General features: G+C 68.9%; 23 protein-coding genes. 8 read left to right on the top strand and 15 right to left on the bottom strand.

Going from position 1 to position 21196, the window contains the following annotated elements:
• Positions 1-207 precede the first annotated feature (207 nt).
• From prcA to dop, 4 genes are all read right to left on the bottom strand, one after another.
• Positions 208-954 carry a proteasome subunit alpha gene (gene prcA / locus ACZ6DT_RS37170; RefSeq protein ID WP_465603993.1) on the bottom strand — a complete coding sequence of 249 codons (747 nt, stop codon included), beginning with the start codon at positions 952-954 and terminating at the stop codon, positions 208-210.
• 48 nt (positions 955-1002) lie between these two features.
• Positions 1003-1839 (bottom strand): proteasome subunit beta, encoded by an 837-nt coding sequence (gene prcB / locus ACZ6DT_RS37165; RefSeq protein WP_465603991.1) that lies wholly within the window; start codon positions 1837-1839, stop codon positions 1003-1005.
• 73 nt (positions 1840-1912) lie between these two features.
• Positions 1913-2107: a ubiquitin-like protein Pup gene (locus ACZ6DT_RS37160; RefSeq protein WP_037319666.1), complete on the bottom strand. Its 195-nt coding sequence runs from the start codon at positions 2105-2107 to the stop codon at positions 1913-1915.
• 97 nt (positions 2108-2204) lie between these two features.
• On the bottom strand, positions 2205-3707 hold the full coding sequence (gene dop, locus ACZ6DT_RS37155; protein ID WP_076161912.1) for a depupylase/deamidase Dop: 1503 nt from the start codon (positions 3705-3707) through the stop codon (positions 2205-2207).
• A gap of 43 nt (positions 3708-3750) precedes the next feature.
• Here dop and ACZ6DT_RS37150 point away from each other — a divergent pair, with 43 nt between their 5' ends.
• A complete protein-coding gene (locus ACZ6DT_RS37150; protein WP_465603989.1) occupies positions 3751-4266 on the top strand; it encodes an NUDIX hydrolase in 516 nt (171 codons plus the stop codon).
• Here ACZ6DT_RS37150 and ACZ6DT_RS37145 read toward each other — a convergent pair.
• From ACZ6DT_RS37145 to ACZ6DT_RS37135, 3 genes are read right to left on the bottom strand one after another with little or no spacing between them, the layout of a single operon-like run.
• Positions 4263-4868, bottom strand: a complete 606-nt coding sequence (locus tag ACZ6DT_RS37145) for a hypothetical protein (RefSeq protein WP_465603987.1) — start codon at positions 4866-4868, stop codon at positions 4263-4265. The two genes, ACZ6DT_RS37150 and ACZ6DT_RS37145, sit on opposite strands and share 4 nt — an antisense overlap.
• Positions 4869-4923: 55 nt before the next feature.
• Complete coding sequence (locus ACZ6DT_RS37140) at positions 4924-5877, bottom strand: aldo/keto reductase (RefSeq protein ID WP_465603985.1); 954 nt, start codon at positions 5875-5877, stop codon at positions 4924-4926.
• Positions 5874-6218 (bottom strand): hypothetical protein, encoded by a 345-nt coding sequence (locus tag ACZ6DT_RS37135; protein WP_125678154.1) that lies wholly within the window; start codon positions 6216-6218, stop codon positions 5874-5876. The genes ACZ6DT_RS37140 and ACZ6DT_RS37135 overlap by 4 nt, the downstream gene beginning before the upstream one ends.
• Before the next feature lie 142 nt (positions 6219-6360).
• On the opposite strand from ACZ6DT_RS37135, the gene ACZ6DT_RS37130 reads away from it, so the two are divergent.
• Positions 6361-7272: a DMT family transporter gene (locus tag ACZ6DT_RS37130; protein ID WP_465604053.1), complete on the top strand. Its 912-nt coding sequence runs from the start codon at positions 6361-6363 to the stop codon at positions 7270-7272.
• A 54-nt stretch (positions 7273-7326) separates the two neighbouring features.
• On the opposite strand, the gene arc is transcribed toward ACZ6DT_RS37130, so the two are convergent.
• The gene (gene arc, locus ACZ6DT_RS37125) at positions 7327-9129 is read right to left on the bottom strand and encodes a proteasome ATPase (protein WP_465603983.1); all 1803 of its coding nucleotides are present in this window, start codon (positions 9127-9129) and stop codon (positions 7327-7329) included.
• 361 nt (positions 9130-9490) lie between these two features.
• Between arc and ACZ6DT_RS37120 the strand changes: the two genes are divergently transcribed.
• A complete protein-coding gene (locus tag ACZ6DT_RS37120; protein WP_465603982.1) occupies positions 9491-10309 on the top strand; it encodes a hypothetical protein in 819 nt (272 codons plus the stop codon).
• A 7-nt stretch (positions 10310-10316) separates the two neighbouring features.
• Positions 10317-10772, top strand: coding sequence for a hypothetical protein (locus ACZ6DT_RS37115; RefSeq protein ID WP_465603980.1), 456 nt, complete (start codon positions 10317-10319; stop codon positions 10770-10772).
• A 232-nt stretch (positions 10773-11004) separates the two neighbouring features.
• On the opposite strand, the gene ACZ6DT_RS37110 is transcribed toward ACZ6DT_RS37115, so the two are convergent.
• Together ACZ6DT_RS37110 and ACZ6DT_RS37105 are read right to left on the bottom strand one after the other, a co-directional pair.
• Positions 11005-11829, bottom strand: a complete 825-nt coding sequence (locus ACZ6DT_RS37110; protein WP_465454528.1) for a tRNA (adenine-N1)-methyltransferase — start codon at positions 11827-11829, stop codon at positions 11005-11007.
• Between the two features lie 63 nt (positions 11830-11892).
• Positions 11893-13044, bottom strand: coding sequence for a M50 family metallopeptidase (locus tag ACZ6DT_RS37105; RefSeq protein WP_465603978.1), 1152 nt, complete (start codon positions 13042-13044; stop codon positions 11893-11895).
• A 128-nt stretch (positions 13045-13172) separates the two neighbouring features.
• Here ACZ6DT_RS37105 and ACZ6DT_RS37100 point away from each other — a divergent pair, with 128 nt between their 5' ends.
• From ACZ6DT_RS37100 to ACZ6DT_RS37090, 3 genes are all read left to right on the top strand, one after another.
• Positions 13173-14066 (top strand): RecB family exonuclease, encoded by an 894-nt coding sequence (locus tag ACZ6DT_RS37100; protein WP_465603976.1) that lies wholly within the window; start codon positions 13173-13175, stop codon positions 14064-14066.
• Between the two features lie 35 nt (positions 14067-14101).
• A complete protein-coding gene (locus ACZ6DT_RS37095; RefSeq protein WP_465603974.1) occupies positions 14102-14887 on the top strand; it encodes a thioesterase family protein in 786 nt (261 codons plus the stop codon).
• A gap of 233 nt (positions 14888-15120) precedes the next feature.
• The gene (locus tag ACZ6DT_RS37090) at positions 15121-16056 is read left to right on the top strand and encodes a ParA family protein (RefSeq protein WP_465603972.1); all 936 of its coding nucleotides are present in this window, start codon (positions 15121-15123) and stop codon (positions 16054-16056) included.
• A gap of 73 nt (positions 16057-16129) precedes the next feature.
• Here ACZ6DT_RS37090 and hisG read toward each other — a convergent pair whose 3' ends face one another.
• The 5 genes from hisG to ACZ6DT_RS37065 form a co-directional block, all read right to left on the bottom strand.
• Positions 16130-16975 carry an ATP phosphoribosyltransferase gene (hisG, locus tag ACZ6DT_RS37085; RefSeq protein ID WP_465603970.1) on the bottom strand — a complete coding sequence of 282 codons (846 nt, stop codon included), beginning with the start codon at positions 16973-16975 and terminating at the stop codon, positions 16130-16132.
• Between the two features lie 32 nt (positions 16976-17007).
• Positions 17008-17271 carry a phosphoribosyl-ATP diphosphatase gene (locus tag ACZ6DT_RS37080; RefSeq protein WP_247051907.1) on the bottom strand — a complete coding sequence of 88 codons (264 nt, stop codon included), beginning with the start codon at positions 17269-17271 and terminating at the stop codon, positions 17008-17010.
• 72 nt (positions 17272-17343) lie between these two features.
• Complete coding sequence (locus ACZ6DT_RS37075) at positions 17344-17835, bottom strand: methylated-DNA--[protein]-cysteine S-methyltransferase (protein WP_465603968.1); 492 nt, start codon at positions 17833-17835, stop codon at positions 17344-17346.
• 15 nt (positions 17836-17850) lie between these two features.
• Positions 17851-19314: a DNA-3-methyladenine glycosylase 2 family protein gene (locus ACZ6DT_RS37070; RefSeq protein ID WP_465603966.1), complete on the bottom strand. Its 1464-nt coding sequence runs from the start codon at positions 19312-19314 to the stop codon at positions 17851-17853.
• 56 nt (positions 19315-19370) lie between these two features.
• Complete coding sequence (locus ACZ6DT_RS37065; protein WP_465603963.1) at positions 19371-20051, bottom strand: HAD family hydrolase; 681 nt, start codon at positions 20049-20051, stop codon at positions 19371-19373.
• Between the two features lie 178 nt (positions 20052-20229).
• Between ACZ6DT_RS37065 and ACZ6DT_RS37060 the strand changes: the two genes are divergently transcribed.
• Positions 20230-21129 (top strand): PAC2 family protein, encoded by a 900-nt coding sequence (locus ACZ6DT_RS37060; RefSeq protein WP_465603961.1) that lies wholly within the window; start codon positions 20230-20232, stop codon positions 21127-21129.
• Positions 21130-21196: the final 67 nt, after the last annotated feature.

Genomic DNA, 21196 nt, shown 5'->3' with positions numbered 1-21196 from the left:
TGGGGGGGGTGTGGGGTGGGGGGTGGTGTGTTGTTGGGGGGGGGGGGCCCCCCCCCCCCCCCCCCCCCCCCCCCCCCCCCCCCCCCCCCACCACCTGCACCCAACACTCACCGCCGCGTCCACTGTGTACCGCGACCCGCCGAAAGTACAGGAAGGCCCCCTTCCTTGCGTCCAGCGCAAGGAAGGGGGCCTTCGTGTACTTGAGACTCAGTCCTTCTTGGACTCGCCCTCGGCTTCGTCCTCCGCGGGCTCCTCCGGCTCAGCGGGCAGAAGCACGTCCAGCGCGGCACCGGCGACCCGGCGGAACTTGCGGCCGCGTCGCTCCCGTTCCAGGACGGCGACCTCGAGCTTCACCGGGTCCGAGTCGCCGTTCGCGGGCGTGGGGGTGTTGGCGCGCAACGCCTTTACCGCGACGCCAAGCGCCGCTTCCAGCTCCATGTCCGACTCGAAGCTCTCCTTGAGCTTCGTGGTGAGCGTGTCGGCCTGACCGCCCATCACGACGAATTTCGGCTCGTCGAAGATCGAACCGTCGTAGGTCAACCGGTACAGCTGGTCCTCGGCCGCGGTCGCGCCGACCTCGGCGACGCAGACCTCCACCTCGAACGGCTTCAGCTGCTCGGTGAAGATGCTGCCCAGCGTCGCGGCGTACGCGTTCGCCAGCGCACGCGCGCTGACGTCCCGCCGGTCGTACTGGTAGCCCTTCAGATCCGCGTGCCGGATGCCGGCGACGCGAAGGTTCTCGAACTCGCTGTAGCGGCCCACGGCCGCGAAACCAATCCGGTCGTAGATCTCCGACACCTTGTGCAACGTCGCCGAGGGGTTCTCGGCCACGAACAGCACGCCACCGCGGTACTTGAGCACGACCACGCTCCGGCCACGCGCGATGCCCTTGCGCGCGATCTCGGAACGCTCCCGCATCAGCTGCTCGGGAGAGGCGTACAACGGCATCGTCACTGTGGTGCTCCGCTCTTTCGGGCTCTCATCGGGAAGGGACAGGGAGGGCTAGCGCCCGCGCTCGGCTCGTGCGGCCACGATGGCCTCGGCCACCGCGGTCGTCTGCTCGAGCGGCAACGCCACCGCACCCTGCTCCGCGGTGACCGTCACGATCGTCGGGAAGATCCGGCGCACCAGATCCGGCCCGCCGGTCGCCGTGTCGTCGTCCGCCGCGTCGTACAACGCCTCCACCGCCGTCCGGATCGCGGCTTCGACGTCCGCGTCCGGGTCGTACAGCTTCTTCAGCGAGCCCTTCGCGAACAGCGATCCCGAACCGATGGCGTGGTAGCCGGCGCTCTCCTCGTAACGTCCGCCCGTCGCGTCGTACGAGATGATCCGGCCCGCGTGCTTCGTGTCCTCCGCGTCGAGGTCGTACCCGACGAACAACGGCAGCACGGCCAGCCCCGCCATCGCCATCTCGAGATTGGACTTCACCAGCCCGGCGAGCTTGTTCGTCTTGCCGTCGAGCGAGAGCGAAACACCCTCGATCTTCTCGTAATGCGCGAGTTCGACCGCGTACAGCCGCACCATCTCGATCGCGAGCCCGGCCGAACCCGCGATGCCCACCGCCGAGTACTCGTCGGTGACGTGCACCTTCTCCATGTCACGCGAAGCGATCAGATTGCCCGACGTGGCCCGCCGGTCACCGGCGATCAGCACCCCGCCCGCGAACTTGATCGCGACGATCGTCGTCCCGTGCGGGGCGTCCAACCCGCCCGCCCCGGTCGAAACCCGCCGCTCCGGGAGCAGCTCGGGCGCCTGCGCCCGGAGGAAGTCCGAGAACGACGAGGTCGCCGACGAGAAGTACGCGGCGGGCAGCGCCGACTTACCCGAGGTGTGTTCCATACGTGCTCAAAGTTCCCATCTGTGTGATCCGCCGGCTCCGCACAGGCGGCCGCGAGGACCGCCGGAAGACGAGTTACTCGCCACCCTTTTGCACGTAGGCGCGGACGAAGTCCTCGGCGTTCTCCTCGAGCACGTCGTCGATCTCGTCGAGGATCGTGTCGACGTCCTCGCCGAGCTTCTCGCGCCGTTCCTGGCCCGCCGGACCGCCGTCTTCGAACTCTTCGTCCGAGTCGCCGCCGCCGTGCTTTTCGATCTTTTCCTGAGCCATCTCGCCTCCCGGTGTGGCCGATGTTTCCTAGCCTACCCAGCGGTCCCGACATTCCGCGGGATCCGTGATCGCTTAACCCCGATGAAAGGAAATCCCGCTAGTCCGAACCGGTGAGCGCTTCCACCAGCTCTTCGGCGGTCGCGGAGTCGTCCAGCAACTTCCCCACGTGGGCCTTCGTGCCCCGCAACGGCTCCAACGTCGGGATCCGCACCAGCGATTCCCTGCCGACGTCGAAGATGACCGAATCCCACGACGCCGCGGCGATGGAGCTGGCGTACTTCTCCAGCGCGCGGCCCCGGAAATAGGCCCTGGTGTCCGAAGGCGGCGTCGTGACCGCCTCCAGCACCTCCTCCTCGGTCACCAGGCGCTTCATCGAACCCCTGGTGACGAGCCTGTTGTACAGGCCCTTGTCCAAGCGGACATCCGAGTACTGCAGGTCGACCAGCCGCAACCGCGGCGCGCCCCAGGCCAGCTGGTCCCGCGCGCGGTAGCCCTCGAGCAACCGCAGCTTCGCCGGCCAGTCCAGCCTGTCCGCGCATTCCTGGGGGTCCCGCGCCAGTGCGTCCAGGATCTCGCCCCAGACCCGCAGGACCTCCTTGGATGCCTCGTCCGCGCCGGTGCGCTCCAGGTTCGCCGACGCGATCTCGTGATAGGCGAACTGCAGATCCAGCCCGGTGTACTTGCGCCCGTTGGCCAGCGACACCTTCGCCTTCAGCGTCGGGTCGTGGCTGATCTGGTGCACGGCCCGCACCGGCTCGTCCAGCTTGAGGTCGTCGAACCGGATGCCCGCCTCGATCAGGTCCAGCACCAGCGCCGTCGTGCCGACCTTGAGGTACGTCGAGTATTCGGCCAGGTTCGCGTCGCCGATGATGACGTGCAGACGGCGGTACTTGTCCGCGTCGGCGTGCGGCTCGTCGCGGGTGTTGATGATCCCGCGCTTGAGCGTCGTCTCCAGCCCGACCTCGACCTCGATGTAGTCGGAGCGCTGCGAGAGCTGGAAACCGGCTTCCTCGCTCTGCTGCCCGACACCGACCCGTCCCGAACCGGTCATCACCTGCCGGGACGCGAAGAACGGCGTCAGCCCCGCGATCACCGCGGTGAACGGGGTCGAGCGCTGCATCAGGTAGTTCTCGTGCGTGCCGTAGCTCGCGCCCTTGCCGTCGACGTTGTTCTTGTACAACTGCAAAGGCGGCTGCCCGGGGACGGTGGCGGCCTTGCGCGCCGCCTCCTCCATGACCCGTTCGCCCGCCTTGTCCCAGATGACCGCGTCGCGCGCGTTCGTCACCTCGGGGGCCGAGTACTCGGGGTGCGCGTGATCGACGTACAGCCGCGCCCCGTTGGTCAGGATGACGTTCGCCGCGCCGAGGTCCTCGACGTCGGGATCGTGCCCGGGGCCGCTCGGGCCGGTCAGGTCGAACCCACGGGCGTCGCGCAGTGGCGATTCCACCTCGTAGTCCCACCGTGCCCGCCTCGCCCGCGGGATGTCGGCCGCGGCCGCGTAGGCCAGCACGACCTGGGTCGAGGTGAGTACCGGGTTCGCCGTCGCGTCGCCCGGCACCGCGATGCCGTACTCGACTTCGGTTCCCATGATCCGCCGCATACCCACCACCCTACGGGGTCGGGGCCGTGCGACGATGCCCCCCATGTCAGGCAGTGACGAACTCGTTGCGCTCTATGACCTCGACGCGATCGTGGTGGGAGCGGCCACCCGCTCCCGGGTCCGCGCCGAGGGACTGTGGCACGCGGCGGGCGTGGTGTTGGTCCGTTCGAGTGACGGAGGCTCCGTTTACGTGCACCTGCGCACTCCCACGAAGGACGTCTATCCCTCCACTTGGGACTGCTGGGCGGGTGGCATCGTCGCGGCGGGTGAGACACCGGAGGAGTGCGCACGCCGGGAACTCGCCGAAGAACTGGGTGTTCACGGAGTGGAACTGCGGCCGCTTTTCGTCCATGTCACCGACGACGACACGATCCGCTGCCACAACTTCGCGTTCGAAACGCGATGGGACGGCCCCTTCGTCCATCAGCCGTCCGAAGTCGTGGAAGGACGTTGGCTGACGCTGGGGGAGTTGCGCTCGTGGCTCGACGATCCGGAAAGCCGGTTCATCCCGGACGGCCGTCTCGGCGCGCTGGAGTGGTTCCGGCGGGAAGCGGCCTAGGCCGAACGGAGGCGCTGCGCGACGACCGGCAACAGCCGCTTCGCCGTGTCCGTCGCCCGCGCCCCGGTTCCGGCAGTCACGCTGAGGGCGGAGACGAGCTTCCCCTTGGCGAGCAACACGGTGCACGTCGTGCCCTCGCACCAAGCGCGCTGGATCTCGACGCCGGCTTGCTTCGTCAGCGTGAGTTTCTTGCCTTCGCAGTCCGCCTGGATGACGACGTCCGAGGCGTCACGGTCGGTGTACTCGGTGACCTGGTGCTCCAGCTTCGAGCCACTCGGATACGACCACGTCGCCGAGCGGCTCGTGCCGCGAGTGAGTCCGGTCAGACAGCCGGACACCTTGCTCCCACCGGGGACGACTTCTTCCTCGGCGACGTCCTCGTCGGTCAGCAGCGCGGCGGAAACGGCCGCGGGGACCGGAGCCGGGGTCGAGGACGGCGGCACCGGCGCGGCCTGCGGCTTCACCGACGGCTGCGCGGGTTCGACCGTGGGCGTCGGTGTCGGGTCGTCGTAATAGGTGTCGAGGTCGTTGGGGCGGTCGGCGCATCCCGACAATCCGAACAGCGCGACCGTCGCCACCGCGAGCACCTGCCGATGACGCACCCTCAAGCCTCCCCGGTGACCCGCCAGACGTTTGCCGCGAGACTAGTCCAGCCCCTCAATGCCAGCCGAGGCAGGACCTGTGCCGCCAGTAGGCGACCGGTTCTTCCGCGAGCGCGGCCAGCTCCGCGAGTTCGTCCGCGGTCAGCTTCGCCTTCGCGGCAAGGAGATTCTCCGCCAGCTGGGCCGTACTCGACGGGCCGATGACCGCGACCGGCCGCCAGTCCTGCGCCAGCACGGCCGCGATCGCCACCGCGTCCGGACCGGTCCCGCGCTCCCGCGCGATCCGCGCGAGCGGTGGCGGCGGCTCGACCACGAGCCGTCCGTTCGCGACGGTTTCCTTGACCAGCACCCGTTTCCCGGCGGCGCGCGCTTCCGCGAGCGCCGGGCCGGCGGAGGGTTCGAGCAGGTTCCACGTCGACTGCACGGCACTGAAGACCGGCGTTCCGGAGACCTCCAGCCCGAACGCCCGGCGGATCGCGTCGGCCTGCGCGGGGCCGGACGTGGAGAACCCCACCGGGACACCGTCGGCGGCGAGTTCGGCCAGCGCGCCGATCAGCCGGTCGTCGGTGAACAGTGGACTGTCCACAGTGAGCGAGTGGACTTGATAGAGCGAGACCGCTTCACCCAGCAGGTCAACGGTTTCCGCCCACTGTTCGGCGAAGCGCGCCGCGGTGTGCTCCTTGACCTCGTGCACCTCCGCGTCGAGCTTCCATTCCCCCACGTAGCGGTAGCCCCATTTGCTCGACACCGTCACGTCGGCCGGCGTGCGATCGGCGAGCCAACCGGCGAGGAACTCCTCCGAGGAACCATACGAACGGGCGACATCGATCCACCGGACGCCGGCGCGATACGCGTCGTCCAGCACGTCGTAAGTCGCCGCGCGCATCGCCTCGAACTCGCGTCCGGGCGGCAGCGCGTCGACCCGGCCGAGGTTGATGTACGCGGGCCTGCCGAGCGCCGCCAATCCGACGACGATCCGGTCGCCGACCTGGGTTTCCGAGGCCGTCACCGGGCTCCTTCGTTCTTGTGGCGGAGAATCGCGAGCCACTGACTCGAGTTCTGCGCCTGCCGATGGAGCTTTTCGAGGCGGGCCGCCGGGGCTCGAACGTAACCCTTGCCGAAGACGGGCGCGATCTGACGGAGGCTGGCGCCCTCTTCCCTGGCGGCGAGCAGCGCCCAGTCGGAGGCGTCGGCACAAGCCGCGGAGGCGCGGCGCAACTCTCCCAGGATCTCGATGAGTTCGGGGGCGCTCACCTCCCCCGCTCGCACGGCGGCCGCCGTTGTTTCCAGCCATGCCAGAACATCGGCTTCGGTGATCGGCGCGCGCGGGCGCCCAGAGGATTCACTCACAGCCGCTGAGTATAGGTCGTTATACGCGCATCGGGCGGGACCGGCACGCGGAGGCGTGGAACACATCGTCCGAAAACCGCTGGAGTACACAGTGGATTCCCGATTCACTGAGCCGGAAGACGCGAACTCGGGAGAAGGACAATTGGGACGTTTCGGTATCGCGATCCGGTTCGCGGCCCTCGCGATCGTGTGGGGCGCGAGTTTTCTGTTCATCAAGATCGGTCTCACCGGTCTGTCACCGGCTCAGGTGGCGCTCTCGCGCGTCTGCCTCGGCGCGGTGGCCCTGATCGCCATCGCCGCTTGGCGCCGCAAGCCACTCCCCCGCGACCCGGCACTCTGGGGGCATCTCGCGGTCGTCTCCGTGCTGCTGTGCGTCATCCCGTTCCTGCTCTTCTCCTGGGCCGAGCAGTACATCTCGTCCGGGCTTGCCAGCATCTTCAACGCGACGACCCCGCTGATCACCATGCTCATCGCCGCTGCGGCCCTGCCGTCGGAACGCTTCACGAAGGCCCGTACGACCGGCCTGGTCCTCGGCTTCCTCGGCGTGCTCACCATCGTCGGGGTCTGGCAAGGGATCGACGTCTCCCACGAACTGACCGCGCAACTGGCGTGCCTCGGCGCGACGACCTGTTACGGGATCTCGTTCGTCTACGTGCGACGGTTCATCTCCGGGCGGAACCTCGACGCGCCGACCATCGCGCTCGGGCAGGTCTGCTGCGGCGCCGTCGTGATGCTGGTGCTCGCGCCGTTCATCGCGACGACGCCCGTGCGCCTCGACACCCCGATCGTCCTCAGCATGATCGCGCTCGGGGCGCTGGGCACCGGGCTCGCCTACGCCTGGAACGCGTCGATCATCGCGGCGTGGGGCGCATCGAACGCGTCGGCGGTGACCTACCTCACGCCTGTCGTCGGCGTGCTGCTCGGTGTCCTGGTCCTCGACGAACCTTTGGCGTGGAACCAGCCTGTCGGCGCGCTGCTCGTAGTCCTCGGCATCCTGGCCGCACACGGGCGGCTGAGCGCGCGCAGGAAAGCCCTGGAACCCGTATCCGTGTGACGCGAAAGGGCCCCTCACCGCATGCGCTGCGGCGAAGGGCCCTTTCGGCTTGCTTTACAGGTACTGACCGGTGTTCGTGGCGGTGTCGATCGCCCGCCCCGAATCCTGGTTCTTGCCGGTGACGAGCGTGCGGATGTAGACGATCCGCTCGCCCTTCTTGCCGGAGATCCGGGCCCAGTCGTCCGGGTTGGTGGTGTTGGGCAGGTCCTCGTTCTCCGCGAACTCGTCGACTATCGCGTCCAGCAGGTGCTGCACGCGCAGGCCGGGCTGCTGGGTCTCCAGCACCGACTTGATCGCCGACTTCTTCGCCCGGTCCACGATGTTCTGGATCATCGCGCCCGAGTTGAAGTCGCGGAAGTACAGGACTTCCTTGTCACCGTTGGCGTAGGTGACCTCGAGGAACCGGTTCTCGTCCGTCTCCTCGTACATCCGCTCGACCGTGTGCTGGATCATCGCGTCGAACGTCGCCCTGCGGTCCCCGCCGAACTCGGCGAGGTCGTCCGCGTGGATCGGCAGGCCATCGGACAGGTACTTGGAGAAGATGTCCTTCGCGCCTTCGGCGTCCGGACGCTCGATCTTGATCTTGACGTCGAGCCGGCCCGGCCGCAGGATCGCCGGGTCGATCATGTCCTCACGGTTGGAGGCGCCGATGACGATGACGTTCTCCAGGCCCTCGACACCGTCGATCTCCGAGAGCAGCTGCGGCACGATCGTGGTCTCCACGTCCGAGGACACGCCCGAACCGCGGGTGCGGAAGATCGAGTCCATCTCGTCGAAGAACACGATCACGGGGGTGCCTTCGGAGGCCTTTTCCCGAGCCCGCTGGAAGATCAGGCGGATATGCCGCTCGGTCTCCCCGACGAACTTGTTCAACAGCTCCGGACCCTTGATGTTCAGGAAGTAGGACTTCCCGTCCGCCGCGGCGCCGCGTGCTTCCGCGACCTTCTTGGCGAGCGAGTTGGCCACCGCCTTGGCGATGAGGGTCTTACCGCAGCCAGGAGGCCCGTAGAGCAGCACGCCCTTCGGCGGGCGCAGCTGGTACTCCTGGTAGAGATCCGCGTGCAGGAACGGAAGCTCGACGGCGTCGCGGATCTGCTCGATCTGCCGGGTGAGGCCACCGATGTCCTCGTAACGGACGTCGGGCACCTCCTCCAGTACGAGATCCTCGACCTCCGCCTTCGGCACGCGCTCGTAGGCGTAACCGGCCTTCGAGTCCACCAGCAGGGAATCGCCCGGCTTGAGGGGCTGTTCGGCCAGCGGATCGGAGAGCAGGACGACCCGCTCCTCGTCCGCGTGCCCGACCACGAGCGCACGGGGGCTGCCGCCCTCGACGTCCGGGGCCAGCACCTCGCGCAACGCGCAGACCTCGCCGATCCGCTCGAAGTCGCCGCCTTCGACGACGGTGAGCGCTTCGTTGAGCCGCAACGCCTGTCCGCGCTGCAGCGATGACACCTCGACCGCGGGTGAGACCGAAACCCGCATCTTGCGGCCGGCGGTGAACACGTCCACCGTGTTGTCCTCGTACGCGGTGACGAACACGCCGTAACCGCTCGGAGGCTGGGCCAGCCTGTCGACCTCCTCCCGCAACGCGAGCAACTGGCCACGCGCCTCGCGGAGCGTCTCGACCAGTTTCGTGTTGCGTTCCGTGAGTTGGCTCACTCGTTCCGACGCCTCGGCGAGACGCTGCTCCAGCACTCGGTTCTGACGTGGCGAATCGGTGAGCTTCCGGCGCAGCAGGGCCACTTCCTCCTCGAGGAAGCGAATTTGACGTGCCTGCTCGGCGGACGTGGTTCCAGCTCCGGTCGTTTCTGAAGGGTCGGCCTCCTCGCGCCGACCTCCGGGAAGGTCATGATGCATCGGGCACCTCCTCGGAGTGCTTTTCATTCCACGGTACCGGCGATCACCGACAATAAAAGGCCTTTCCGCATCACAAGATCGGCGCGTCGCGTTCCGGACGATCCCACAGCACGTACCTCCGCCATGCGCAAGGGGCCATCCCGGTGCCGGGTCCGGCACTCCCGTGGTCACCATCCGTCCACCTACCCTGACCTGCGGCGGATTACCCGCCTCCGTCCGGGTGCAAACGGGTTCCCGATATCAGTTCGGCCCTAATCGAGCGGCGATCCGGCTCGATGGCTAGCATCGGGCGACGTTCGCCGGGGAGGCGGACGGCGCGTCGTGTTGAGCATTTTCGCAGAACAGCTAGGGGGCAACAGCCATGACTTACCCGCCGCAGCAGCCCGGCGGCTACGGACAAGATCCGTACGGCCAGCAGGGCGGGTACCCGCAGAGCGGCCCCCAGCCGCAGCAGGGATACCCCGGGGGTGGCCAGTACGGCCAGGACCCGTACGGCCAGCAGCAAGGTGGCTATCCGCAGAGCGGCCCCCAGCCCCAGCAGGGATACCCGGGCGGCACGCAACAGTTCGGCCAGCCGGATCCCTACGGGCAGCAGGGCGGTTACAACGCGTACCCGCAGGAAGGCGGCTACGGAGGCGAGCCGCCCAAGAAAAAGAAGACGGGCCTGATCATCGGCATCGCGATCGGCGCGGTCGTGCTGGTCGGCGGCGGTGTCACCGCCCTGGTCATCGCGCTGAACTCCGGTGACGACAACCCGACCGCCGCGCCGCCCACCAGCAGCGCGGCTCCGTCGGAGGCCCCGTCCTCGTCGTCGCAGAAGCCGAGCTCGACCCGGAGCAAGTCCAGCTCGCCGAGCACTTCGGCGCCCAAGAGCTCCGGTCCTGCGCCCGGCGGGAAGGCCACGCCCCAAGAGGTCTTCGAGAGTGCCGCGACCTCCTACAGCGCGGGTGACAAGAAAACCTTCCTCGACCTGGTCTGCCGCAGCGAGAACACCAAGGACGAGGGCAAGCCACTCGACCCCATCAAGCTCGAGATCACCGAGCCCGCCAAGGAAACCGGCGACCGGGCGACCGGCCGTTACCGCGCCACCCAGGGCACCAAGATGGCGGAAGGCACCATCACGGCGGCCAAGGAGTCGGAACTGTGGTGCCTCAAGGACATCAAGGCCGACAAGAAGTGACCCACCGGTGACGGTGAGCCACAAACTGACCGCCGCCGCGGTGGTTTGTGGCGCGGTCGTGGCCGGGGTCGTGGTGGGGCTGCTGCTGGTGGCCCCATCCGGCTCCGACCCGGCCGCGTCGAGCACCGTCACGCCCTCGCCGCGGCCGAGTTCGTCCCGTCCGGTCCCGGTGGACCCGGACGTGGCCGCGGTCGAGGTCGTCGGCAAGGCGATCGCCGCGGCCATCGTCGATCACGACGCGACGGCGTTCGGCAAGCTCACCTGCGTCCAGCAGTCCTCGGCCGATCTGGCCGAGCTCAAGCGGAAGTGGGAGGCGGCGGGCAAGGTTTCCGCGACCGTCCCCGACCCGCCCGCGGTCAGAGGCGACTCCGCCACCGTGACCGTGCACGTCGAGGGCGCGGGTGGCCAGAAGGACACGCCGTTCCCGCTCAGGAAACGCGACGGCAAGTGGTGCGTGCCCTGATGTCTGTCGAGCGGAAGCCCGCTTGCCCTGATTTCCCTGGGTTCTTGGTCCGTGAAGGCCTCCTTGAGGGACCCAGAGTCCCTCAAGGAGGCCTTCACGGACAGCCAGCACGCCCACCTGTGGCGCCACGCGAGCAGTGGCATGAACTCGCTCAACGGAGGATCAGGGACGTTGAGTGTCTCCGATCCTCCAGCGTCGATCCCGACACCCGTCGAAAGCGACCAACCAGCAACTAGCCCTTGCCGGAGCGGCGATGGACGCGCGGCGACACGGTCCCATCGGCCAGACGGCGCGCCGTCAGCAGGAACGCGGTGTGCGCGACCATCCGGTGATCCGGCCGCACCGCGAGGCTCACGACGTGCCAAGGCCGCATGAGGGTCTCCCACGATTCCGGTTCGGTCCAGCACTGCTGGTCCCGCAAGGCTTCCGTGATCCGCGAAAGCTGTGTGACCGTCGCCACATAAACCGTCAGCACGCCTCCGGGCACCAGATGCGCGGCGACCGTCTCGAGCTGGTCCCAGGGCGCCAGCATGTCGAGGACGACACGGTCGACCTCGCCGGTGTGCGTCGACAGATCCGCGACCGTGAGCGACCAGTTGTCCGGTTTGTGGCCGAAGAACTTCTCGACGTTCCGCTCGGCGTGTTCGGCGTGGTCGTCCCGGATCTCGTAGGACTGCACACTGCCTTCGGAACCGACCGCCCGTAGCAGCGAACAGGTCAGCGCGCCGGACCCGGCGCCGGCCTCCAGCACCCGCGCTCCGGGGAAGATGTCGCCCCACATCACGATCTGTGCGGCGTCCTTCGGGTAGATCACCTGCGCGCCACGCGGCATCGACAACACGTAGTCCGGCAGCAGCGGGCGAAGCGCCAGATAGTGGCTGCCGCCCGCCGAGGTGACGACCGAACCCTCCTGCGCCCCGATCACGTCGTCGTGCGCCAGTGCGCCGCGATGGGTGTGATACTGCTGCCCCTCGGCGAGGACCATGGTGTAGTGCCGCCCCTTGGAGTCGGTCAGCTGAACCCGGTCACCAACACGAAACGGCCCACGGACCGACACTGAACCTCCACACGCGCGCGAACAACTGATCGACGACCGATCCTCGCAGGTGGCCGCACCGCGCTACGCCGGGGGTCGGCTCCGGGTCATCGCGGCGCGCAGGTCCTCGCGCCGGAGCACCCCCGCGGGCCTGCCTTCGTCGTCCACGACGAGGAACTGCCACGCGGCGGTTTCCCGGACCCGCTCGGCGATCTCCTCCCCCGACTCCGAGGAAAGCAGCACCGTGTCGGCACGGATCGGTTCCGCGGCCATCTCCGCGGGCGCCTGCGGCGACGTCCCGGCCAGTTGCGCGGCGGCCGTCTCGTCGAGCAGCCCGGCCGCGACGCCGTCGGCACGCACCAGGACCACCCCACGGCCCGCCGACGCGGCCAGCGCGTCCGAGACTGGGCTTTCGGCGGGTAGCTGGAGAACGGGCCGGATGATTTCGCTCAACCGCACGCCTTCGGGCCAGCTTCGGCGCGTTTCGGCGGCGAGTTCACTTCGCGCGCCGAGGATCACGAACCACGCCGTCACGACGCAGACCCCGAGCCGGAGCCAGCGGTCTTCGCTGCCCGCGGCCAGCCCCCACAGCGCCCAGACGACCAGTCCCGCCGCGACGACGCCGCCACCGACGACCGCCGCCCGCGTGCCCTTCTCCCGGTGGCCCGTCGCCGCCCAGACCCCGGCGCGGACCATTCGGCCGCCGTCGAGCGGAAGCCCGGGAAGAAGGTTGAATATGCCGACCGCGAAGTTCGCGACGGCGCATTCGGCGATGAGCAGCCATGCCGCGCTTTCCGGCGGGACGGCGAACATGAGCAGACCGCAGAAACCGCCGAGCAGCAACGAAACGACCGGCCCCGCGGCGGCGACGAGCCCTTCCTGCCGCGGCTGGCGGGGCGTCCTGGCGACCTCGGACAGCCCGCCGAGCAGGAACAGGCGCAGCCGCCGGACCGGGATGCCGAGGCGCAGCGCGACCAGGCAGTGCCCGAGTTCGTGCGCGAGCACCGAGAGTCCGAGAAGGACCGCGAACGCGGCCGCCAGCAGCCAGGAGGTCAGCGTCGTCGCGCCGGGCAGGAACCGGCCGACCAGCGGCGTGTAGAGCACCACGATGATCAGGGAGCCGATCCACCACGAAGGGGCCAGCAGCACGGGGATCCCGGAGACGCGGAACAGCAGGAGCCCGCCCTCTGGTGCCACGCCTCGTCGAGGCGGGCCCTGCTCACCCGTCACCGCCATGGGTGAGAGCGTAGATGCCCAGGTGTGGGGCGCCGGTAACCCGCCCTTCCCGTCCGGGTGGTGTCGATCATGCCGCTCCGGTGCGTTGCGGTCGGAGAACTGTCGGTGCCCGGCGATACCCTCGTCCCATGCCCGACACCGACACGGTCACCGCCGATCCGCCGCCCGGCGCCGAAGTTCCGCGCCGTCGGCCGGCCCTGTCCCCGTCGCGTGCCAGCGACTTCAAGCAATGCCCGCTGCTCTACCGCTTCCGCGCGGTCGACAGACTCCCCGAAATCCCGACGAAGGCCCAGCTCCGCGGCACGCTGGTGCATTCCGTGCTGGAGCGGCTGTTCTCCCTTCCGCAGGCCGAGCGCACGCCGCCGCAGGCCAAGGAGCTGCTCGCGCCGGCGTGGGAGAACCTGTCCGCGGAACGTCCGGAATGGATCGAGCTGTTCGACCAGGAGGATCCCGAGGCCGTCACCTCGTGGCTCTCCTCGGCAGAGCAACTCGTCGACACCTACTTCGGCCTCGAGGATCCGCGCAGGCTGGAGCCCGAAGCATGCGAGCTGCACGTCGAGATCGAGCTGGGCTCCGGGGTCCTGCTTCGGGGTTACGTCGACAGGTTGGACGTGGCGCCGACCGGCGAGATCCGCGTCGTCGACTACAAGACCGGCGCCGCGCCCCGTGAGATCGGCGAGGCCAAGGCGATGTTCCAGATGAAGTTCTACGCCGTGGTCCTCTGGCGGCTTCGCGGTGTCGTGCCGCGCCAGCTGAAACTGATGTACCTCACCGACGGGCAGTCCCTGGCCTACACACCCGACGAGGGTGAGCTGATCCGCTTCGAGCGCACGCTGGAAGCGATCTGGCAGGCCATCCTCAAAGCGGGCAAGACCGGCGATTTCCGGCCCAATCCGAGCAAACTCTGCGCGTGGTGCGATCACCAGGCGCTGTGCCCGCAGTACGGCGGCACTCCCCCGCCGTATCCCGGCTGGCCGGAGCCGGACCCCGGTGAAGAGTCCGTTTTGGACCGTGCGGATTAGACGGTGCGGATTAGGACACGCCCTAGAGTGCCTTTGTGACAGAAGCCTTCTACGTGCCGTCAGGCGACGGCGTCTTCCTCCCGACCCCGCACACCGCCGGCCCGTGGACGCCGGACGCACAGCACTTCGGGCCGCCCTCGGCGTTGCTGGTGCGCGCGCTCGAAGAGCTCGAGGCGCCGCACGCGAGCCAGCTGGCGCGAGTGACGATCGAGATCCTCGGTCCCGCTCCGCTCAAAGAGCTTTCGGTGCGAGGCCGGGTGAAGCGACCGGGCCGGTCGGTCGAGTGGCTGGAAGCCGAGCTCTCCCACGGTGGGCGAGTCGTCGCCCGCGCCGCGGCGTGGCGGATCGCGACCTCGGACACCACCGCGGTGGCCACTCCCGATGGTCCCGCGCTGCCGTCGCCGGACGGCCTGCCCACGTCGAGCTGGCCGGAAAGCTGGCACGGCGGTTACCTCGACGCCGTCGAATGGCGGCGGATCAGCGGCGCGTTGGACACGCCCGGACCGGCGACCGTCTGGGGCCGTCAGCGTGTCGCCCTCGTCGAAGGGGAGAAACCGAGTGCGCTGCAGCGGCTGTTCGTCCTGGCGGACTCCGGCAACGGGATCTCGAATTTCCTCGACCCGCGCGAGTGGTGGTTCATCAACTCGGAGCTGACGGTGCACCTCCGCCGACCGCCCCTGGGTGACTGGATCGGCGTCGACGCGGCCACGCTGGTCGGCCCGAACGGGATCGGCACGGCGACGACCATGCTGCACGACGTCTCGGGCCCGATCGCCTCCGGAGCGCAGGCGTTGCTGGTGCGGCCGCGACAGACGGGCTGACGTGGCCGCCGCACGGCTCTGACCAGGTGCACCGCAGTCGCGTGCCCTCTTCCGGCCGGAGGCCCCGGAAGCATTTCGCGGGGCGCCGACCACCGCGGCGCGACGTGTACCGGGATCTGCGCCCTGCGGAATGCTTCCGGTAGCGCGCGACCGAAACACCATCGGATAGACGCGCTTTCCGAGCCCGTTTCCAATAGCCTTCCCGGAACAACAGACGCAGGGAGCGCTTCGGCATGCAGATCACCTCGGTGGTCAACCAGAAAGGCGGGGTCGGCAAGACCTCACTCAGCGTCGGCGCGGCGGCCGCTCTGGCCGAACGCGGCCGCCGGGTGCTGCTGATCGACCTCGACCCACAGGGCCACGCGACCACCGAACTCCTCGGGCTGGACGAGGTGGCCCCGGATATGCCCAGCCTGGCGAAAGCCCTGACCAAGGTGTGGAAGGGCCCGATCGAGGAACTCGCCGTGCGGCATCCGCGCAGCAACCTCGGGCGGGGCGGCGCGTTCGACGTCGTCCCGACGTCGCCGGGCATGTTCGACCTGATCCGGCGGCTGGACCAGTTCCGCGTCCCGGGCTGGCAGCTGGCCAGGGTCATCCAGTTCGCGAACTACGACCACGTCATCATCGACTGCCCGCCCGCGCTCGACGTGCTGACCAACAACGCGCTGGCCGCTTCGCACGGGATCCTCGTGCCGGTACAACCCGACCGGACGAGCATCCGGGCGCTGCGCCTGCTTTCGGACCAGGTGCGTTACGTCGAGCAGACCGTCGGCCGTCCGCCGATCGCCTACTACGGCCTCGTGCCGGGCCTGTACCGCCGTCCGATCTCGCACTACGCGGCGGCGGCGTTGCAGGAGCTGTACACGTTCGGGATCCCGATGCTGTCGCACGTGCCGCTCGGCGTCGTGATGAACGAGGCCGCGGCGCACGGCGTACCTGTCACGACGTATGCGCCGGAAACCTTGCAGGCACTGTCGTTCCGGGAGATCGCGGAGACGCTGGACGGCTACCTGCGGAACCATCCGGCCGCGGCGATCGTGCCCGCGGACGAGGACTTCGTCTTCGAGGATTTCATCACCGAGGTGTCGGTGACCCGCAGCGCGAAGGACAACGGGGCGCGCAAGAAGCTCTACGACCTCATGCCCAAGAAGCCGAACCGGCCCCGCTAGCCAATGCCATGAACGGTCCGTTCCTTGCAAAATTTGCAAGGAACGGACCGTTCATGGCGTTTGTGACCCAGGGTCAGAGCCGGCAGGCCCGGATGTCCGAAGCAAGGACGGCCTTGGCGCCGGTTTCGGCGAGTTCGTCCATGATCCGGTTGACCTCCTTGCGCGGCACCATCGCGCGCACGGCCACCCAGTCCTCGTCCGCCAGCGGCGCGACGGTCGGCGACTCGAGGCCCGGCGTGATCGCGATGGCCGCGTCGAGCAGCGAACGCGGGCAGTCGTAGTCCAGCATCATGTAGTGCTGAGCGAAGACGACACCCTGCAGCCGAGCCTTCAGCTGGTCCTTGGGCCGGGTGTGCTCGGTGCCCGCGCGCTGCAGCAGCACCGCCTCCGACACGCAGATCGGGTCACCGAAGGCCACGAGGTTGTGCTGGCGCAACGAACGTCCGGACTCGACGACGTCCGCGATGGCGTCGGCCACGCCGAGCTGGATCGAGATCTCGACGGCGCCGTCGAGGCGGATGACCTCCGCCTCGACCCCCTGCTGCTTCAGGTTCTCGCGTACGAGCCGCGGGTACGACGTCGCGAGCCGCTTGCCCTGCAGGTCTTCGGCCTTCCAGTCCCGGCCCGCGGGTGCGGCGTACCGGAACGTGGAGCCGCCGAAGCCGAGGCCGAGGATCTCCTCGACCGGGGCACCGGAGTCGAGCGCGAGGTCGCGGCCGGTGATGCCGAGGTCCAGCTCGCCGGATCCGACGTAGATCGCGATGTCCTTGGGACGCAAGAAGAAGAACTCGACCTCGTTGATCGTGTCCAGCACGGTCAGGTCGCGCGCCTCATGTCGCTTGCGGTAGCCGGCCTCTCCGAGCATCTCCGACGCGGCGGCGGCGAGGGCTCCCTTGTTCGGCACGGCGACACGCAGCATTGTTTCTCCTTGGTTCTCCGGACGCGAACGCGTCACAGGTACCGGTACACGTCCTCTGTCGACAGTCCTCGGCCGAGCATGAGCACCTGCAGGCGGTACAGCAGCTGTGAAATCTCCTCCGCGAGCCTGTCGTCGGATTCGTGCTCGGCGGCGATCCACACCTCGCCCGCCTCTTCGAGCACCTTCTTGCCCTGGGCATGCACTCCCGCGTCCAGCGCGGCGACGGTGCCGGAACCGTCGGGGCGCGTGCGGGCGCGCTCGGCAAGCTCGGCGAACAGCTCATCGAAGGTCTTCACAGTCTGGAGATCCTTCCATCCGCGCCCGCGTCGCGCTGCCCCGGGCCGGTGTGGCGCCGGTCGCGTCACACTTCAGAACAGCACCGAGCCGCCGCGCTCGAAGTCGAGCAGGTGCCGCTTCCGTTCGACACCGCCGCCGTAACCGGTGAGATCGCCCTTGGAACCGATCACGCGATGACACGGCACGACGATGCTGATCGGGTTCTTCCCGTTCGCGAGGCCGACCGCGCGCGACGCGGTGGGCCTGCCGAGCCGGTCGGCGAGCCGACCGTAGGAGAGCGTCTCGCCATACGGGATCCCGAGCAGCCCTTCCCAGACCATCCGCTGGAACGCGGTGCCGCCGAAGCTCAGCGGGAGATCGAAGTGCCTCCGCTGACCGGCGAAGTACTCCTTCAGCTGTCTTTCGGTCTCCACGAAGATCGTCGAACCCGGATCCGGATAGCCGAAGCTCTCCTCGACCGGACGATGCCGCTGCTGGACCATGTACAGCCCGCAGAGGCTTTCGCCGTCCGCGACCAGGGTCAGCTTGTCGTACGGACTGTCGATGACGGTGTGCGTGCGCATGGTGCTCCTCGGAACTCAGGCGGCGGGCAGCCGGTTGACGGGGTGATCTCCGGTCGCCCAGAGGTGCTGAACGGCGTAGGCGCGCCATGGGCGCCAGTGTTCGGCGTGCGCGGCGAACTCGGCCGGGCCGAGCCCGAGCCCTTTCGCGGCGACTTTCACGCCGAGGTCGGTCGGCAGGAAGGCGTCCGGGTCGCCGAGCGAGCGCATCGCGATGCTCTCGACGGTCCACGGGCCGAAGCCGGGTAGCGCGTGCAGCCTCTCCCGGGTCCGCTGCCAGTCACTTCCCGCGCCGAGGTCGAGTCCGCCATCGTTCAGTTCCGCGACGAGGCCGAGCAGCGTCCGCTTGCGGCTCCGCGGCATCGCCAGGCTTTCCGGGTCGATCTCCGCGAGCGCTGCGGCGTCCGGGAAGACGTGGGTGAGGCCACCGTCCGGATCGTCGACGGGTTCGCCGTGCGCGAGGACCAGCCGGGCGGCGTGGGTGCGGGCGGCGGCGGTGGACACCTGCTGGCCCAGTACCGCCCGGACGGCGAATTCGTCGCCGTCGACCGTCCTCGGCACCCGCCTGCCGGGTGCGGCGGCCACGAGCGGTCCGAGCAACCGGTCCGCGGCCAGCGCGTCGTCGACCGCGACCGGATCGGCGTCGAGATCGAGCAGGCGGCGGCAACGGCTGATCGCGGTCGAGAGGTCACGCAGGTCCGACAGCGTGAGACGGCAGCCGATGTAGCCGTCTTCCGGCTTGAGAGCGACGATGGAGGGGCCGTGCGGGAGCCGCAGTGTCCGGCGGTACGCGCCGTCGCGCCATTCCTCGACGCCGGGGACACCGGTCGCGACCAGATGCCCGAAGAGGTTGTCCGGGAACAGCGGCTTCCGATACGGCAGGCGCAGGTTCAGCGTCCCGGGCGCGGTCGCCGGCTCGGTGCGGACCCGGGCCCGCAGTTCGGTCGGAGACAGCGCGAAGACCTCGCGGACGGTGTCGTTGAACGTGCGGACGCTGCCGAACCCCGCCGCGAGAGCGACGTCGATCATCGACAGGCCGGTCGTCTCGATCAGGAGACGCGCCGTCTGCGCCCGTTGCGCGCGGGCGAGGCTGAGCGGGCCCGCGCCCAGCTCGGCACGCACATGCCGCTCCACCTGCCGGACGCTGTAGCCGAGCCGGGTGGCCAAGCCGCCCACCCCGTCGGTGTCGACGACACCGTCGGCGATCAGCCGCATCGCCCTGGCCACCAGGTCCGCGCGCTCGTTCCACCGCGGTGAACCGGGACTGGCGTCCGGACGGCACCGTTTGCAGGCACGGAACCCGGCTTCCTGCGCCGCGGCCGCGCTCGGATAGAAGGTCATGTTCTCCGGTTTGGGCGGGACGACCGGGCAGCTCGCCCGGCAGTAGATCCGCGTCGTCAGGACGGCGGTGAAGAACCAGCCGTCGAACCGGGCGTCCTTCGCCTGGACCGCGCGGACACAACGTTCGAAATCCTCATGCACCCGATCAGCATCACCGACCGCACGGGCCGCGGTCTAGCGGAAACGCGACATGGCGGTCAGGGCAGGAGGGCGGTCAGCGCAGGTACGTCGAGCCCGACCAGCGAGGAACGGAACACGCGTCGCTCTCCCGGTTCTACGTCGACGTCGTTCGGGATCACCACCACCGTGCAGCCCGCCGCGGCCGCGGAAGCCGCGCCCGGCGGGGAATCCTCGATCGCGACGCACCGGGAAGCCGGTACTCCCAGCAGCTCCGCGGCCAGCTGATACGGCCTGGCGTCCGGCTTGTTCAGACCATCGACCTCGTCACCGCAGACCGTGGCGGCGAAGTACTCGCGGCCGATGGTGTTGAGCGCGAGTTCGGTCAGCGACCGTTCGGTGGAGGTGACCAGCGCCATCGGGACGCCGTTGGCCCGCAACAGTTCGAGCAGCTCCCGCGCACCGGGGCGCCACGGGAGCGGGCCGTCGAAGAGGTTGGCCGTGCGTTCGCGGATCCACTCCCCCATCTCCGCGATCGACTCGGGCGTGACGGGCTTGGCGCACACCTCGAGCAGGAACGCGGCCGTGTCGTCCATATTGGACCCGACGAGACTCAGGCGCTGTTCCTCGGTCAGTGTGCCGCCGAGGGCTTCGACGGTCTCGTACAGCGCGACGTCCCACAGCTTCTCCGAGTCGACCAGCGTGCCGTCCATATCCCACAGCACGGCGGCGAGTCCGTCCGGTGTGGACGGTTCGGTCACGGCTCCCCCTCACGATCGGCTGGACCTTCCGGGACCCACGTTAGCCGAGCCGGATTCACGTCGGCGCCGCGGTAGTTGCCCGAAATGTCGTATTGCGTCGGCCCCGTGCGTTTCGCCGCGCCGGAACGCCACCGGACATGCCCAACGGCGCACGGCCGTCTGGTCGTAGGCTGGTCCGGTGAGTGAGCCCGTCGACGAGACCCAGCGGCCCGGCCGCGACCACCCGGATGACACCAAGCCGATCATGATCGTCGCCTTCGAAGGATGGAACGACGCAGGTGACGCGGCCAGCCGGGCGGTCGAGCATCTCCAGCTCAACTGGGATGCGACCCCTCTGAGCGAGCTGAGTCCTGACGAGTACTACGACTTCCAGGTCAGCAGACCGACCGTACGCATGGTGGACGGCGTCACCCGGAGGGTCGACTGGCCGACCACGCGGCTCTCGGTGTGCCGCCCGGAGGGCATCAGCAGGGACATCGTGCTGGTCCAGGGGCCCGAGCCGAACATGCGCTGGCGGGCCTTCTGCGCCGAACTGCTGGAGTACATCCAGCAACTGGACGTCGCCACCGTCGTCACCCTCGGCGCGCTTCTGGCCGACACCGCGCACACCCGGCCCGTCCCGGTCACCGGGACGGCGTACGACAAGGACACCGCTTCGCAGTTCGGTCTGGAGCTGAACAACTACCAAGGCCCGACCGGCATCGTCGGCGTCCTGCAGGACTACTGCGTGCAGGCGGGCGTCCCGGCGGTGTCGATCTGGGCGGCCGTGCCGCACTACGTCTCGCACCCGCCGTCCCCCAAGGCCACGCTCGCGCTGCTGCACAAACTCGAGGACGTCCTCGACGTCGAGATCCCGCTCGGCGCGCTTCCCGAGCAGTCCGAGGAGTGGCAGCGGACGGTCACCGAGATGGCCGAAGAGGACGAGGAGATCAGCGAGTACGTCCGGGGGCTCGAGGAGCGCGGTGACGCGGAGACCGAGTTCACGCTGGACGACGTGAGCGGGGACAAGATCGCGGCCGAGTTCGAGCGGTACCTGCGGCGGCGCCGTCCCGGCCAGGACGGACCCGGGCGGGGCTGAGCTCGCGCCACCGCTGCCTGCCGCGAGTGTCATGAAAAGGTCGTTCCTGACGGTTTTCGTCAGGAAC

The sequence above is a fragment of the Amycolatopsis sp. NPDC041971 genome (genome assembly GCF_055588925.1).
The sequence above is the reverse complement of the archived record's forward strand: the minus strand, read 5'-3'. Positions and strand labels throughout refer to the sequence as shown.